Genomic DNA, 16,869 nt, shown 5'->3' on the forward strand with positions numbered 1-16,869 from the left:
ATTAACCCGACAGGTTTTTAAAACCTGTCGGGTTTAAATCGGATAGCAAAAAAATAATAAGTCCGCGCAATCTGGTAAATCTGCGTGAAACCAAAAAGCATAAAACCATGAAAAACATACTAATCATTCTTTGTTTTATAACTTTCAACGCAGCCTTTGCAAATGACGGCTGGCTGAATATCCTAAACGAAGGGGGCAACAACAAAGGACTAATTTGTACAGACGCCATTCAGAAAGCCATTGAAAAAGCTTCTCAAAAGGGTGGCGGAACCATTTTCTTTCCGGCGGGGGAATATTTAACAGGTGCTTTAAAATTAAAAAGCAACATCACCATTTATCTGGACTCAGGTGCGCTTTTGAAATTTTCCGATAATTTTGATGATTACCTGCCTTTTGTGGAAATGCGTTATGAAGGAATTGTGATGCAGAGTTTTTCACCCTTATTTTATGCAAAAGATGCCGAGAATATTACTATAAAAGGAAGAGGGGTAATTGACGGACAGGGAAAAGCATGGTGGAATGAAGTCTATCGGATTGAAACCACCAAAGAGCCTTTACCGCTGACCAAATACCAAAAAATGTGGGAAGAACAAAACAAGGGGTTATTTACAGAACCGTATTACAAAAGAACCATCGATAAAAAGTTTTTCAGGCCCTCTTTTTTCCAGACTTACAATTGTAAAAACATATTGGTGGAAGGCGTAACGTTTCAAAATTCGCCTTTCTGGACGATAAATCCCGAATTTTGTGATAATGTAACCATAACAGGAGTGACCATTTTCAATCCGCATTCGCCTAACACAGACGGAATCAATCCCTCCTCGTGTAAAAATGTTCATATTTCAAATTGCCACATCAGCGTTGGAGATGACTGCATCACGATAAAATCAGGAAGAGACGGAGACGGCCGTAAATATGCAAGAGCTACAGAAAATGTGACCATCACCAACTGCACCATGTTAAGTGGTCACGGAGGTGTTGTGATTGGAAGCGAAATGTCCGGCGGAATCAAAAAAGTCACAATTTCGAATTGTGTTTTTGATGGCACAGATCGAGGAATCCGTATCAAATCGGCTCGGGGAAGAGGTGGGGTTGTTGAAGATATTCGTGTGGATAATATTGTCATGAAAAACATTAAGGAAGAAGCCATTGTACTGAGCCTTTTTTATGACAAGGACACCAAAGAAGAACCGGTAACCGAGAAAACGCCAATTTTCAGAAACATCCACATGAGTAATATGACAGGATCGAATGTAAACAAAGCAGCTTCTATTTTAGGAATCAAGGAAATGCCCATTCAAAACATTACATTTTCGAATATAAACATGGATGCTAAAGAAGGTTTTACCGTGAATACGGCAACAGATTTAGAATTTCATGATGTAAAAATCAATGCTTCAGTGGGTTCTTCCTTCAAAATATCAGATTCAAAAAACCTGATTTTAGACAATGCCGGTTCCTCAACACCGATAAAAGGAATTCCGGTCATTAAGCTGGATAATGTTTCCAATATGATGATCAATAACAATTTCCCGTTTAACGCAACAGATATTTTTATGGAAGCCGACGGAAAAGAAACAAAAGGAATTTACCTGAAAAACAATGTATTCAATAATGTAAATACCATTGTAAAAAAAGGCGCAGCCTTAGATAAAAAAGCAATTTCAGAACAGCCATGAAAAAAATAGTAACCCTGATATGCCTTGCCCTTATTGCCGTAGGCTATGCTCAGAAAAAGAAAGAAATTTATCTTTTCACTTCTTTTAGGGAGCCCGCGACAGCAGGATTGTACCTGGCCTACAGCGAAGACGGTTACACCTGGAAAGGACTGGAAGGATCCTTTCTGAAACCGGAAATCGGAGCCAGTAAAATCATGAGGGATCCGTCCATCGTAAAAGGTGCCGATAATACGTATCATTTAGTCTGGACAACAGACTGGAAAGGCGGAAATGGTTTCGGATATGCGAGTTCTAAAGATTTAATGCACTGGTCAGCACAAGAATATATTCCGGTAATGAAAAACGAACCGGAAGTGGTAAACGTCTGGGCACCGGAAATTTTTTACGATGATGTCAAAAAAGAATACATAATTATCTGGGCATCAACGATTCCGTTTCGATTTGAAAAAGGACAGGAAGAAGAGAAAAATAATCACCGGATGTATTATGTAACCACCAAAGATTTTAAAGTGTTCTCCCCTGCCAAACTGTATTACGAACCCGGCTTTAGTGTCATTGATTGTGTCATTGTCAAGAAAGGCAAAAAAGAGTATGTTTTGGTCCTGAAAGACAACACCAGACCCATGCGAAACATAAAAGTAGCGTTCGGAAAATCGGCTTTAGGGCCATTCGGAAAAAGCTCGGAACCTTTTACCGCTCATTTATCAGAAGGGCCGACGGTTGTAAAAGTGGGTAACAAATGGCTGATCTATTACGACAATTACGGCGAGAAAAATTATAAAGCCTCAGCGACTTCAGATTTTATTCATTTTGAAGATGTTTCTTCAAAAATAAGCCTTCCGGAAGGTCACAAACACGGAACGATAACGACAATTTCAGAAGACGTTTTAAAAGGTTTAATGGATAGAAAATAAAAGTGTCAACGTAAACCTGACAGGTTTTTAAAACCTGTCAGGTTTAAAGAAAATATCAAAATGATTGCTTTACAAAAAATAAAAATCGTTTCCTCACTAACTGTGCTGTTGACTTTCGGGTTAGTAAATTCTGCTATGGCCCAAAACGACACCGTTCGTTATGTCGGTAAAACACTTTCGAATATAGATTACCATCACGGACAGTTAAGTCCGGCGGTTGGGGTTCACGCCACGCAGATTATGCGTGCCAGTCGTGAACATCCCGAAAAAGCAGATGGTTTTGGCTGGACCTATAACCACCAGCCCATGATGGCGTATTGGAACAACACCTTTTATCTGCATTATTTAAGCGATCCGACCGGAGAACATATTCCGCCCAGCCAGACCTTACTAATGACTTCGAAAGACGGTGTAAGCTGGACAAAACCTCAGGTTATTTTCCCGATTTACCATATTCCTGACGGATGGAAAAAGGAAGGTGTTGAAGGCATTTCCAAAAATCTCGATGCCATTATGCACCAAAGAATGGGATTTTATACCTCAAAAGACAAACGCCTTTTTGCCTTAGCATATTACGGAATCGCAATGGATAAAAAAGACGATCCGAATGACGGAAAAGGGATTGGACGCGTGATTCGTGAAATTAAAAAAGACGGTAGTTTCGGAGAAATCTATTTTATCAGATACAATAAAAGCTGGGATAAATCAAAATCAGCCTTTCCGTTTTATACCAAAGCAAAGGACAAAGGACTGCTAAAAGCCTGCGAAGAAATTCTTTCGGAACCTTTGGTTTTACAGCAATGGGTAGAAGAGGCCGATCGTGACGATGAATTGATTCCGTTGCAAAAGCCATACAAAGCCTTTAGTTATTATCATTTGCCTAACGGAAATGTCGTGGGTTTATGGAAACACGCCCTGACCTCCATTAGTAAAGATGGCGGAAAAACCTGGGACTATATGCCTTTGCGTGCGCCAGGTTTTGTCAACAGCAATGCTAAAATCTGGGGACAAAAAACATCGGATAATAAATACGCAACAGTTTACAATCCATCCGAATACCGCTGGCCGCTGGCGATTTCTACCAGTGATGACGGCCTGAATTATAAGGATTTATTATTGGTTCACGGAGAGATCAGTCCGATGCGATATGGCGGAAACTATAAATCTGCCGGCCCGCAATATGTTCGCGGTATAACCGAAAAAGACGGAACACCACCCGACGGAAAAATTTGGGTAGGGTACAGCATGAATAAAGAAGACATCTGGGTGGCCTCGATTCCGGTTCCCGTAATTTCGACAGTGACCGAAAATGTAAATGATGTTTTTAATACTCTTCCAGACGGAGAAGAATTAAAAGTATGGAATACATACGACCTTTCGTGGGCTTCCGCCAGAATCGAAAAGAAAACAGACGGTAAAAAATGGTTAACTTTAAGGGATAAGGATTCTTTTGATTATTCGCGTGCAGAACGTATAATTCCGTTTGCAGAAAAAATGGAAGCCGTTTTTACCGTAATGCCGGAACAAGACAATCACGGTTTGCTGCAGGTTGAATTTCAAAATAAGCAGGGACTTCCGGCTATTCGATTGGTATTCGATTCCGATGGGGAACTAAAAGCGAAAAACGGTGCCCGTTTGGGTGGAATTACAAAATATGAAGCAGGAAAAGAATATACTATAACAGTTAAATTAGACGTCACTTCCCGTTCGTATACTGTAAAAGTAAATGACGGTAAAGAAAGTGCTAAAATATTCTATGCTCCGGTTGACGGCATTTCACGTATTATGTTCCGGACAGGTGATCAGCGTTACACGCCCAAAGCTGATACTGAACCCGACACGCCGGATTTTACCGATTTACCGGATACGGGCAAACTAATTCCGGAAGCAGTATTTAATATTAAATCATTGGTGACCAAAAAGTTAAACTAGATACGCAATCAAATCCGACAGGTTTTTAAAACTTTTTTGGGTTTCTACGAACTAAAAATTATAACGTGAAGTTTTTTAAAAACATACTGGTAACAATTATCCTTTTAGTCACCCTCATTTCGAAGGGGCAAACTGCTGTTGTGCATTTAACCTGCGAAATGACTGAAAATCCATTGGCTGTAGTGCAGAACCAGCCACGATTAAGCTGGCAGTTAACTTCTGAAAAACGGAATGTCTCCCAAAACACCTATCAGATTTTAGTAGCATCATCAGCGGAAAAACTTCAAAAGAATGAAGCCGATAGCTGGGACAGCGGAAAAATGATTTCAAATAAAAATCTTCACATTTCGTATAACGGACATCCATTAAAAACAGAAAATAAATATTTCTGGAAAGTCAGAATCTGGGATCAGGAGAACAAAGTTTCCAAATGGAGCAGGACAGCTTCGTTTAGAATAGCACCTTCCGCATCCGATTTAAACCCAATCTGGATTGGTGCCATTACAAAAGCCGACAGTCATTTGCCGGAAGGCAGAAATTACCATACGGCAACTTTCAAAAAAGAGAAAAAAGAAGCGATAATTAATGCTTCAGATTCTTTGTCGCGCAGAAGTATTATGCTTCGCAAACCTTTCGAACTAAAGAAAGAAATCAGGGAAGCTATCGTTTATATTTCAGGTTTGGGGCATTACGAATTAACCATTAACGGAAAGAAAATCGGTAACAGCGAATTCGCACCACTGTGGACAGATTACGATAAAACAGTCAATTACAATACGTATGAGTTGTCTGCCAATGAATTGCAAAACGGAGAGAATGTGATTGGCGTTCTGTTAGGAAACGGAATGTACAATATGGTTGCCGAAAGATACGCGAAGTTTTTTGTCAGTTTTGGTCCGCCGACTTTGTTTTTTAAGATGAAGGTGGTGTACAAAGACGGCTCGGAACAACTCATTAAATCAGATGAAAGCTGGACATACAGCAAAAGCCCGATTACGTTCAACAGCATTTTCGGAGGCGAAGATTACAATGCCAATTTAGAGCAGGAAGGCTGGAATAAAAAAGGATTTAACGATGCCCGCTGGAAAAAAGTAGTCCTTCAGGAAGCACCAAAAGGAAATCTGAAAGCGCAGACTGCTCCGCCGGTTACGATTCAGAAAAAGTTTGATGTAAAAGAATTCAAACAGCCGAAAACAAATACATATGTTTTTAACATGGAACAAAATCTTTCCGGTTTTCCGACGATTAAATTCAAAGGAAAAAAAGGTCAAACCGTTCGGATCTGGGTGGGGGAAGGTTTAAATGATGACGGAACTGTCGGACAGGGCAGATCCGGGAAACCTTACTACTACGACTATACCTTAAAGGGAGAAGGTGCTGAAGAATGGCAGCCAAAATTCAGTTATTACGGATTTCAGTACATTCAGATAGAAAACATTAATTACAAGGAAACGAAAAACGAAAATTTCCCGACGATTGTGGCCTTACAGTCAAATTTCATTTATAATTCGGCTGGGGAAGCCGGAACTTTTGAGTCTTCCAATGAAATCTTCAACAAGACACACGAGCTCATCAATAATTCGATAAAAAGCAATTTTCAAAGTGTTTTCACCGATTGCCCGCAGCGTGAAAAATTAGGCTGGCTGGAAGAAGTTCACTTGAATGGTCCGGGATTAATGTTCAATTATAATCTGGAAAGTTATATTCCGGCAATCATGCAGAACATTTCAGACTCACAGCGCGAAAACGGCCTGATTCCGACTATTGTTCCCGAGTATGTAATCTTTGGCGGTGATTTTACCGATTCTCCGGAATGGGGTGTAACAGGAGTCATTTTACCGTGGATATATTATGAATATTATGGGGACTCATCCTTAATCGAAAAATATTATCCGGTCATGAAAAGCTATGTGGATTACCTGGCCACGACTTCGAAAAATCATATCGTTTCGCACGGATTGGGGGACTGGTACGATTACGGAACGCATGCGGCAGGATATTCGAAAAACAGTCCGATTGCACTTTCGGCAACTTCTCATTATTTTTATGGAGCAAGTCTGGTGGCAAAGGCCGCAAAATTGCTCAACAAAACCGATGATATAGAGAAATACGAAAAATTAACTTCTGCTATTAAAAAAGCATTCAACGATTCGTTTTTCAACGAAGCAACCAAACAATACGGAACCAGCAGTCAGTTTAGTAATGCCGTTCCCGTTTTTATGGATATTGTAGCACCGCAATACAAAGCAGCAGTACTGCAGAATTTAGTGGCAGATATAAAAGCGAAAGGAGACAGACTGACTACAGGCGATGTTGGAAATCGCTATTTATTTCAGGCGTTGGCCCGAAACGGAGAAAACGAAACGATGTATAAAATGAACAATCATTACGACGCACCGGGCTATGGTTTTCAGATCAAATTTGGATTAACAACCTTAACCGAACAATTGGATCCGCGCAAAGGAAATTCATGGAATCATTTTATGATGGGACAGATTGAAGAATGGTTTTACCGAAGTTTAGCCGGAATTGTACCAGACGATGCAAACCCCGGATTTAAACATTTCTTTATTCAGCCGGAAACGTTGGGAGATATGACTTTCGTAAAAGCAACGTATCAATCCATCTATGGAAAAATTGCTTCGGCCTGGGAGAAAAAAGACGGAAAATTAATCTTGAAAGTGGAGATCCCGGCCAATACCTCAGCAACAATAAAATTACCGACTGATAAAAATCCGGAAGTAAAAGTAAACGGAAAATCAACAGAGAATTTAAAATTAGGATCAGGGAAATATACAATTGAATGCAAAATATAGTACACGGATTTGGCTGAGAATAATGGTTATCACAGATTTTTATTCGGGTAGTTATAAAAATTGAATAGCCTCCAGTTTTAACTGGAGGTAGAAAATCGACAAGTCATAAGGCTTTAGCCAAAATAATAGATTAGGCTAAAGGCAATTTAGAAATTAAATTATTTTCCTCTAAAGCAGAGGCAGTTCTAAAACAGGATTACAAAATAATATACGGATTAGACTGAAAATACTGGTTATCACAGATCTTTTATTCTCGTAGTTATAAAAATTGAATAGCCTCCAGTTTTAACTGGAGGTCGGAAATAGACAAGTCACAAGGCTTTAAAAAAATAGGAAATTACAAGCAAATGCAAAAAATAATACACGGATGACACGGATAAAAACGGATTTTCAAATATAAAAATCCGTGTAAATCGGTGCTTTCGCTTTAGCGAATCCGTATCATCCGTGTGCCAATCTCAACAATACGAATAATGATGAATTTAAAAAATAGTAAATACGCGATCGTAATCTCACTTTTTGCCTTGACATTTTCAAATGCACAAAGCACTTCCGATACTAATTTCAAAAAACCGGTTTCGGAAACACTAAACAAAATTGAAACTGTTTTTAAGGTAAAAATCAATGACGACAGAGGTTTACTAAAAGGGAAAGAATTAGACTATGCCGATTGGCGAATCGAACCGGGAAATCTGGCTGTTTCCTTAACGAATATCCTGGCTCCGTTTGAGCTGATGTATTTCAAACAACCCGACGGAACCTACATCATCAGGAAATATGAAAACCATAAAGTATCCGTAGACAAAGGAAAAGAACGACTGTCTTATTTGACCACTTTATATACCACCCTCGACGATTGGGAAAAACGCAAAAAGGAGTTAAAAGCCTGTATGATCACTTCATTTGGTTTAGACAAGGCTCCCCAAATGCCAAAGTCCAAACCTATTTTAACTCCAAAACGAATTTATAAAGATTACAGTATTGAAAATATCGGATTGGAAATTCTGCCGGGAGTTTATGTAACAGGTTCCATTTACAAACCGTATCCATTAAACAAAAAATCAGCAATTATCCTAACGCCTGACGGTCATTTCGGAGATGGAAGATACAGAAAAGACGAACAGTTACGTTGTGCAGTTTTAGCCAAAATGGGAGCAATTGTAGTCAGTTACGATTTATTTGCCTGGGGAGAATCAATGCTTCAGTTTCCGGAAGAAACACACAGAAACAGCATTGCATCGACCGTTCAGGTTTTAAGCGGGATACGATTATTAGATTATCTGGCAACAATAAAAAATGCAGATATGTCGCGTGTTGGGGTGACCGGTGGCTCTGGCGGCGGTTCGCACACGATGTTTTTGGCCGCTTTGGATGACAGGATTACCGTTTCAGCTCCGGTTGTCATGGTTTCTTCGCATTTTTCCGGTGGCTGCCCCTGCGAAAGCGGACGCGGGATTCACTTGTGCGGTAACGGAACCAATAATGCTGAAATTTCGGCAATGATGGCCCCCAAACCACAGCTGATTGTTTCCGATGGAAAAGACTGGACACTCGCCGTTCCGGAACTTGAATTTCCTTTTATTCAGAGAACTTACTGCTTATACGGTAAAAAAGATTTGGTCGAAAATGCTCATTTTGCAAACGAAGGACATGATTTTGGAGTTTCAAAACGCATGGCTTTATATCCGTTCATGGCCAAATATTTAGGTTTGGATTTGAAAAAAGTGCAAAATCAAAAAGGCGAAATCGACGAATCGACTGTGGTGATAGAACCCAAAGAAAAAATGTTTGTTTTTGGAGATAAAGGCGAAAAATTACCGTCGAATGCTTTAAAAGATATCGACAAATTATATGAAATGTTTGGAGAAAAAAATCTAAAAGTTTACGAGGTTAAAAAATAAATGGATAGCCGCTAATTTCACGAATTAGAAATAATCTCCATAATCTGCCAAATCTGCGAGAGCAAATTTTTTCACGCAGATTTGACAGATCTGGCAGATTTTAATCAAGGGAAATCTTTTTATCCGATAATTATGGGGAGTGGCTAAAAAACAATAATGATATGAAATTTATAAATAAAATCACTGCAATTTGTTTTGTAATTTGTTCGCTGACAGTAACGGCACAAAGCAAGGATGACCTGAAATTATGGTATGATAAACCGGCAGCCATCTGGAACGAAGCTTTGCCATTAGGTAACGGTCGTCTGGGCGCAATGGTTTTTGGTGACCCTGCCGTGGAAAGACTTCAATTGAATGAAGAAACCATCTGGGCGGGTTCTCCGAATAGCAATGCACATTCCAAATCTATAAAAGCTTTGCCAATCGTTCGTCAATTGATTTTTGATGGGAAATTTGATGAAGCCCAGGATTTGGCGACGCAGGATATCATGTCACAGACCAATGACGGCATGCCGTATCAGACATTCGGAAGCGTTTATATTTCATTTCCCGGACATCAGAAATATACCGATTATTACAGGGATTTAAATATTGGCGACGCCACTGCAAAAGTAAAATACAAGGTAAAAGGCGTAGAATTTACAAGAGAAATCATTACGGCCTTTTCAGATCAGGTAATTGCGGTGAAGCTTACGGCCAGCCAGCCCGGACAAATTACCTGTAACATCTTTATGAACAGTCCGATCGATAAAACGGTAGCATCAACAGAAGGAAATCAAATTATACTTTCGGGATTAGGGACGAATTTTGAAAATGTAAAAGGAAAAGTAAAATTTCAGGGAAGACTTACCGCTCAAAACAAAGGCGGTGAAATAAACGCCAGTAACGGAATTTTAAGTATCGAAAAAGCAGATGAAGTGACATTGTATATTTCGATAGGAACCAATTTCAAAAACTATCAGGATATTACGGGTGATGAAATTGCCAAAAGCAAATCGTATTTAGAACAGGCCTTACAGAAAAGTTTTGACGAAATTAAAAAAGCACATGTGGCGTTTTACCAAAAATTCTTTGACAGGGTTTCATTAGACTTAGGGAAAAATGAAGCAATAAAGAAACCAACAAACGAAAGAATCAGGGACTTCCCGAAACAATTTGATCCGCAACTGGCAGCGTTGTATTTTCAGTTCGGACGCTATCTTTTAATTTCAAGTTCGCAGCCCGGCGGACAGCCCGCGAATTTGCAGGGAATCTGGAACGATATGGTAACCCCGCCCTGGGATAGTAAATACACCACAAATATCAATGCCGAAATGAATTACTGGCCTGCCGAAGTCACCAATCTTTCGGAAATGCACGAACCTTTTATTCAGATGGCAAAGGAGCTAAGCGTAACAGGTCATGAAACAGCAAAAACGATGTACAACGCCAGCGGATGGGTTTTGCATCACAACACCGATATCTGGCGCGTTACCGCTCCGGTAGATTCTGCGGCTTCCGGAATGTGGCCAACGGGTGGTGCCTGGGTTTCGCAGGATTTATGGGAAAGATATTTGTATACAGGCAATAAAAAATATTTAGAAGAGATTTATCCGGTTATGAAAGGGGCCGCAAGTTTCTTTTTAGACTATATGATGATAGATCCTAATACCGGATATTTGGTAGTGGTACCGTCAAGCTCGCCCGAAAATACACATGCAGGAGGAACCGGAAAAGCAACTATTGCCTCCGGAACGACTATGGACAACCAATTGGTTTTTGATTTGTTTACACATGTGATCGAAGCTTCGAATCTGGTCGCACCGGATGCTGATTTTACCAAAAGAATAAAAGAGGCCCTGGCTAAAATGGCTCCGATGAAAGTGGGGAAATACAGTCAGTTGCAGGAATGGCAGGAAGACTGGGACAATCCGGAAGACAAGCACAGACACATTTCACATTTGTACGGACTGTTTCCGAGCAATCAGATTTCACCGACCAAAACACCGGAATTATTTGAAGCCGCAAAGAACTCATTAAACTACAGGGGCGACGAATCGACAGGCTGGTCCATGGGCTGGAAGGTATGCTGGTGGGCGCGGTTATTAGACGGAAATCACGCCTATAAATTATTGCAGGATCAAATGCATCTCGTGACAGCAGACCAAAGAAAAGGCGGCGGCACCTATCCCAATATGCTGGATGCACACCAGCCTTTCCAAATTGATGGTAACTTTGGATGTACGGCCGGGATTGCCGAAATGCTGATGCAGAGTCAGGAAGACGCGATCCATTTATTGCCTGCCTTACCAGGTGTTTGGAAAGACGGAAGTATAAAAGGTTTAGTTGCCAGAGGCGGTTATGTAATTGACATGACATGGAAAAACAATAAAGTGTCAGAGCTGAAAATTTATTCAAAATTAGGAGGAAACTGCCGATTGAAAGTTGAGAATACTTTAAAAGGATCGTCGCTTAAAAAAGCAAAAGGGAAAAATCCGAATCCTTTGTTTTATGATGTTGAAGTGAAGAAACCTATTATTTCGGATCAGGCGAAATTGGAGAAACTACAATTACCAGCTTATACTATTTATGATGTGAATATGAAAGTAGGGCAGACGTTTACTTTTACGGGTAATTAATATTGACATGGTTAGTTAGACCTAACAGGTTTTAAAAACCTGTTAGGTCTGCTTACGTTTCCTGCAAGGTTTTCAAAACCTTGTAGGTATTTATAGTTTACGTTTAGTTTGTCATTTCGACCGCAGGGAGAAACACGTGCGAAACTCGACAAAGAAAAGCCAATCTTTGTAGCCAATCTAGTGCGATTTCTCTCCCGAAGCCTAGGGATCGAAATGACAAGATTGTTTAAAAAAAAATACACCTACAAGGTTTTAAAAACCTTGTAGGAGTGGGAAACTGTAAAGTTCTCTCGCGTGAGTGATGGAAGTGGAGCTCTTTTTTTGTGGGGTTTTTTTCAGCCTCACAAAAAAAAGCGGGAACGGACAGCACGACCCGGAGGGGCACGCCCAAAGAATTTTAAAAATAATAATTTGAATATGTTACATCATTTTAAATACAAAATAGTCGTTTTCATCATTTTGGTTGCAACTTTAAACAGCTGTAAATCGGGCGCGGACTATTCTCAAAAAGGAAAATCGGTAATTTTAAAAGAAAAAAACTTCAAACATTATGTTGATTATTTCAACACGATGGAAGACGAAAATTTAAAATTTGCAATTCCGAATGATTCTGCATGGACGTGGATGGAAAAAAATATTCCGTTGTTTGAATGTCCGCAGCAAAACTTCGAGGAAATCTATTACTTCCGCTGGTGGAGCGCCCGAAAACATATTAAGAAAACGCCACAGGGATATGCAATTACAGAGTTTTTAGTAGATCGCTCTTATGCCGATAAATACAATATGATAAGCTGTGCCTTAGGACATCATATCAATGAGTTCAGATGGCTGCATAATCCGGAATATCTGGAGCAGGATGTACATTTATGGTTCAGGGGGAATGAAGGCAAACCCATGAAAAAACTTCGAACATTCAGCAGCTGGACGGCCGATGCGTTGTACAATCTTTATTTAGTCAATAAAGACGATAAATTTTTGCTGGATATGTTTCCGGATCTCGTTAACGAATATGCCGCCTGGGAAGGAGACCGAAAACGCAAAGACGGATTGTTCTGGCAGTTTGATGTCAAGGACGGAATGGAAGAATCCTTAAGCGGTGCCAGAAAATTCAGAAATGCACGTCCGACGATTAACAGTTATATGTATGGAAACGCAGTGGCTTTGTCCAAAATGGCAAAATTAAAAGGAGATACCAAACAGGAAAGTTATTTCGCCGCCAAAGCAGATACGCTTCAGAAATTGGTAGAAAGCAAATTGTGGAATGCCGAGGATGAATTCTTTGAGACTTTCACGGAAAAAGATACGTTGGCGCAGGTGAGAGAAGCCATCGGGTTTATTCCATGGTATTTCAATCTGTCGCAAAAAGATAAAGGTTTCGAAAAAGCCTGGGAACAGGTTAAGGACGAAAAAGGATTTGCAGCCCCGTTTGGGTTAACAACCGCAGAGCGCAGAAGCCCGCGTTTCAGAACGCACGGAACCGGAACCTGCGAATGGGATGGTGCCATATGGCCCTTTGCCAGCTCGCAGACGCTAACGGCCATGGCAAATGTTCTGAACAATTATGATCAGAAAGTTGTTGCCAAAACCGATTATTTCAAACAATTGGATTTGTATGTGCAGTCCCAATATTACAGAGGAAAACCTTATCTTGGAGAGTATCTCGACCAAACGACAGGCTATTGGTTAATGGGCGATCGGGAAAGAAGCCGCTATTACAATCATTCGACTTTTAATGATTTAATCATCACAGGATTGGTCGGTTTACGCCCACGGGCAGACGAAAAGATAGAAATAAATCCGTTGATCCCACAGGAAAAATGGGATTGGTTTTGTCTGGATAATGTTTTGTATCATGGCAATATTATTACCATTTTGTGGGATAAAACAGGAGAGAAATACCATAAAGGAAAAGGATTTAGGATTTTTAAAAACGGTAAGGAAATCGCGGTTTCCGAGAGATTAGAGAAATTAGTTTCGGAATAATCTGTTTCTTCTCTCGCAGATTTGGCAGATTTAGCAGATTTTTTGTTCTCATTTTTGTCATTTCGACAAAGGAGAAATCACATCAGAAGAGCGACGTACTTTACGTCTTTACTTTGTCAGATTCTCTTTCTTCGAAATAACAAACTAGAGAAAATAAAAATGAATCTGCTCAGTCTGCGGGAAAAAATAGCAAAGAATCTTAAAATAAAATCATGAAAAAGTTTTTTTTACAAATAACATTCATCCTCATAACACTGATTTCCTTTCCGGCGAAAGCCCAGAATAATATCGATGTTATCAATCTGCAATGCGAAATGCTCGACAATCCGGAAGGTATTGATGTACTGCAGCCCCGATTAAGCTGGCAGATAGCAGCAGAGGTTAACGATGTGCAACAAACCGCCTATCAGATTATTGCCGCGTCAACTTTAGAAAACTTAAATTCCGGTAAGGCAGATTTGTGGGATAGCAGAAAGGTTGAAAGTGATGAGTCACTCAATATTATGTATAACGGAAAAAAGCTAAACGACCGCGGGAATGTATTTTGGAAGGCGATCGTCTGGACCAATAAAGGCGAAATTCTATCGAAAGATATTGCGCATTTTAGTATTGGAATTTTAAATTATGCTGACTGGAAATCAACGCGATGGATTGGCTATGAAAAAACTTCTCCGGGGGACAGCATTTCGCAGTATTCGCGATTATCTGCCCGCTATCTCAGAAAAGAAATCAACCTGAAAAAACAAATTAAAAGCGCGAAAGTATATTTAATGGGTCTGGGAATGTATGAATTGTATATTAATGGCACTAAAATAGGAAATCAGGTTTTGGCACCCGTGCCTACAGATTATACAAAAAATATAAAATACAATGTTTTTGATGTCACTTCCCAATTAAAAGAAGGAAAAAATATGCTGGGAACCATTTTAGGAAACGGACGGTTTTTTACGATGCGCCAGGATTACAAACCGTATAAGATCAAAACTTTCGGCTACCCTAAAATGGCGCTGCAATTGTTTGTCGAATATACAGACGGGACTAAGGATATTATCAGAACAGACGATTCGTGGAAAATAACCACAAACGGGCCTATCGTATCAAATAACGAATATGACGGCGAAGACTATGATGCACGCAGGGAATTAAAAGGCTGGAATACCATTGATTATAACGATAAAAACTGGTTAACTGCCGAATACGTTCAGGAGCCAGGCGGATTTTACGAAGCACAAATGACGCCCAATATGAAAATAATTGATGAAGTAAAACCCGTTTCCATCAAACAGACTCCAAAAGGAACCTATATTTTAGACATGGGCCAGAATATGGTCGGCTGGCTGCAGCTGAAAGTAAAAGGAAAAAGCGGCGATACAATTAAAATGAAATTTGCAGAGTCCTTGCAGGCAGACGGATCGTTGTATATTGAAAATTTACGCGATGCCAGAACAACCGATCATTATATCTTAAAAGGAGAAGGCGAAGAAATCTGGGAACCCACTTTTATTTTCCACGGATTTAGATTTGTTGAGGTTTCAGGATTTCCGACAAAACCAACGGTCGATAATTTTGTGGGCAAAGTGGTGTACGATGACATTAAAACAACGGGGACATTTGAATCTTCCGATGCAACAATGAATCAGATTTTTAAAAATGCCTACTGGGGAATCAGAGGAAATTATAAAGGAATGCCCATCGATTGTCCGCAGCGAAACGAACGTCAGCCCTGGTTGGGAGACAGAACGACCGGAGCTTATGGTGAAAGTTTCCTGTTTGATAATCAGACTTTGTACGCCAAATGGCTGGACGATATTAAAAATGCACAAACTGCCGATGGCGGAATTCCGGATGTGGCACCCGCCTTCTGGCGTTATTATGGAGATAATGTCACCTGGCCGGGCACTTATATTACGGTCGCCGATATGTTGTACCAACAATTCGGCGATAAAAAAGTAATCGAAAAACACTATTCGTCCATGAAAAAGTGGGTGGTGTACATGGAGCAGAATTATTTGGTGAAAGATCTAATGACCAAAGACAAATACGGCGACTGGTGTGTTCCGCCGGAGTCTTTGGAATTAATTCATGCTAAAGATTCTGCACGAACAACAAACGGCGAACTGATTGCGAGCGCCTTTTATTATCACCTGCTGCAAAAAATGAAAAAGTTTGCGGCACTTAATGGCTCCGGAAATGAAGACATTCCTTATTATGAAGCACTTTCGCAACGAATAAAATTGGCATTCAACGCTAAATTTTTCAATTCAAAAACCAATACATACGCCAATAATACAGTAACGGCAAACCTGCTTCCGTTAGCATTTGGGATGGTGCCTGAAAACCTTCAGTCAAAAGTATTTGAAAATATTGTACAGGAAGTTGAGGTAACCTATAAAGGACATATTAGCACTGGAGTCATCGGAACCCAGTTTTTAATGCGGACTTTGTCGCAATTCGGCAGACCGGATTTGTCGTATAAGCTGGCGTCAAATAATACCTATCCGAGTTGGGGCTATATGGCCAAAAACGGTGCGACAACCATTTGGGAATTATGGAACGGAAATACCGCCGATCCAAAAATGAATTCGCAGAACCACGTCATGTTGTTAGGGGATTTATTGATCTGGTATTACGAAAACATTGCCGGAATCAGAAGCAATCCTGAAACTCCCGGTTTCAAACAGCTTATCATGAAACCGGATTTCAATTGCGGCCTTACCTATGTAAATGCTTCCTGTGAATCTGTTCACGGACTTATAAAAAGCAGCTGGAAGAAAAATAAAAATACGTTGCAATGGAGTATTACGATTCCGGCTAATACCACAGCAGTCGTTTACCTGCCATCGGCTGCCGTGTCTGCTATAACGGTAAACAATCGAAAGTTAGACAAATCCGGCGTTGCTTATAAGACAGAAAAAACGAATATGGTGCTGACACTGCCATCAGGTTTTTATACTTTAAATGTTAAATAACCGGCATTTTAAATAATTCGGGACAGTACAGGACACATCATTAAAAAATTAGTGTCA

General features: G+C 40.1%; 8 protein-coding genes. All 8 read left to right on the forward strand.

Features of this window, described 5'->3' with window-relative positions; all coding sequences use genetic code 11:
- The first annotated feature begins 107 nt into the window (after window positions 1–107).
- The 8 genes from D0817_RS21320 (at window position 108) to D0817_RS21355 (ending at window position 16,812) form a co-directional block, all read left to right on the forward strand.
- On the forward strand, window positions 108–1,679 hold the full coding sequence (locus D0817_RS21320; RefSeq protein WP_127340374.1) for a glycoside hydrolase family 28 protein: 1,572 nt from the start codon (window positions 108–110) through the stop codon (window positions 1,677–1,679).
- A complete protein-coding gene (locus D0817_RS21325) occupies window positions 1,676–2,593 on the forward strand; it encodes a glycoside hydrolase family 43 protein (RefSeq protein WP_127340375.1) in 918 nt (305 codons plus the stop codon). Before D0817_RS21320 ends, D0817_RS21325 begins: the two co-directional genes overlap by 4 nt.
- A 60-nt stretch (window positions 2,594–2,653) precedes the next feature.
- Window positions 2,654–4,525: a six-hairpin glycosidase gene (locus D0817_RS21330; RefSeq protein ID WP_127340376.1), complete on the forward strand. Its 1,872-nt coding sequence runs from the start codon at window positions 2,654–2,656 to the stop codon at window positions 4,523–4,525.
- 65 nt (window positions 4,526–4,590) lie between these two features.
- Window positions 4,591–7,341 carry a glycoside hydrolase family 78 protein gene (locus D0817_RS21335; protein ID WP_127340377.1) on the forward strand — a complete coding sequence of 917 codons (2,751 nt, stop codon included), beginning with the start codon at window positions 4,591–4,593 and terminating at the stop codon, window positions 7,339–7,341.
- 473 nt (window positions 7,342–7,814) lie between these two features.
- Window positions 7,815–9,242 carry an acetylxylan esterase gene (locus D0817_RS21340; RefSeq protein ID WP_193555367.1) on the forward strand — a complete coding sequence of 476 codons (1,428 nt, stop codon included), beginning with the start codon at window positions 7,815–7,817 and terminating at the stop codon, window positions 9,240–9,242.
- Window positions 9,243–9,403: 161 nt separating this feature from the next.
- The gene (locus D0817_RS21345; RefSeq protein ID WP_127340378.1) at window positions 9,404–11,860 is read left to right on the forward strand and encodes a glycoside hydrolase family 95 protein; all 2,457 of its coding nucleotides are present in this window, start codon (window positions 9,404–9,406) and stop codon (window positions 11,858–11,860) included.
- A 417-nt stretch (window positions 11,861–12,277) separates the two neighbouring features.
- A complete protein-coding gene (locus D0817_RS21350) occupies window positions 12,278–13,843 on the forward strand; it encodes an MGH1-like glycoside hydrolase domain-containing protein (protein ID WP_127340379.1) in 1,566 nt (521 codons plus the stop codon).
- Window positions 13,844–14,055: 212 nt separating this feature from the next.
- A complete protein-coding gene (locus D0817_RS21355; protein ID WP_127340380.1) occupies window positions 14,056–16,812 on the forward strand; it encodes a glycoside hydrolase family 78 protein in 2,757 nt (918 codons plus the stop codon).
- Window positions 16,813–16,869: the final 57 nt, after the last annotated feature.

This window comes from Flavobacterium cupreum (assembly GCF_003996965.1).
GTDB lineage: Bacteria > Bacteroidota > Bacteroidia > Flavobacteriales > Flavobacteriaceae > Flavobacterium > Flavobacterium cupreum.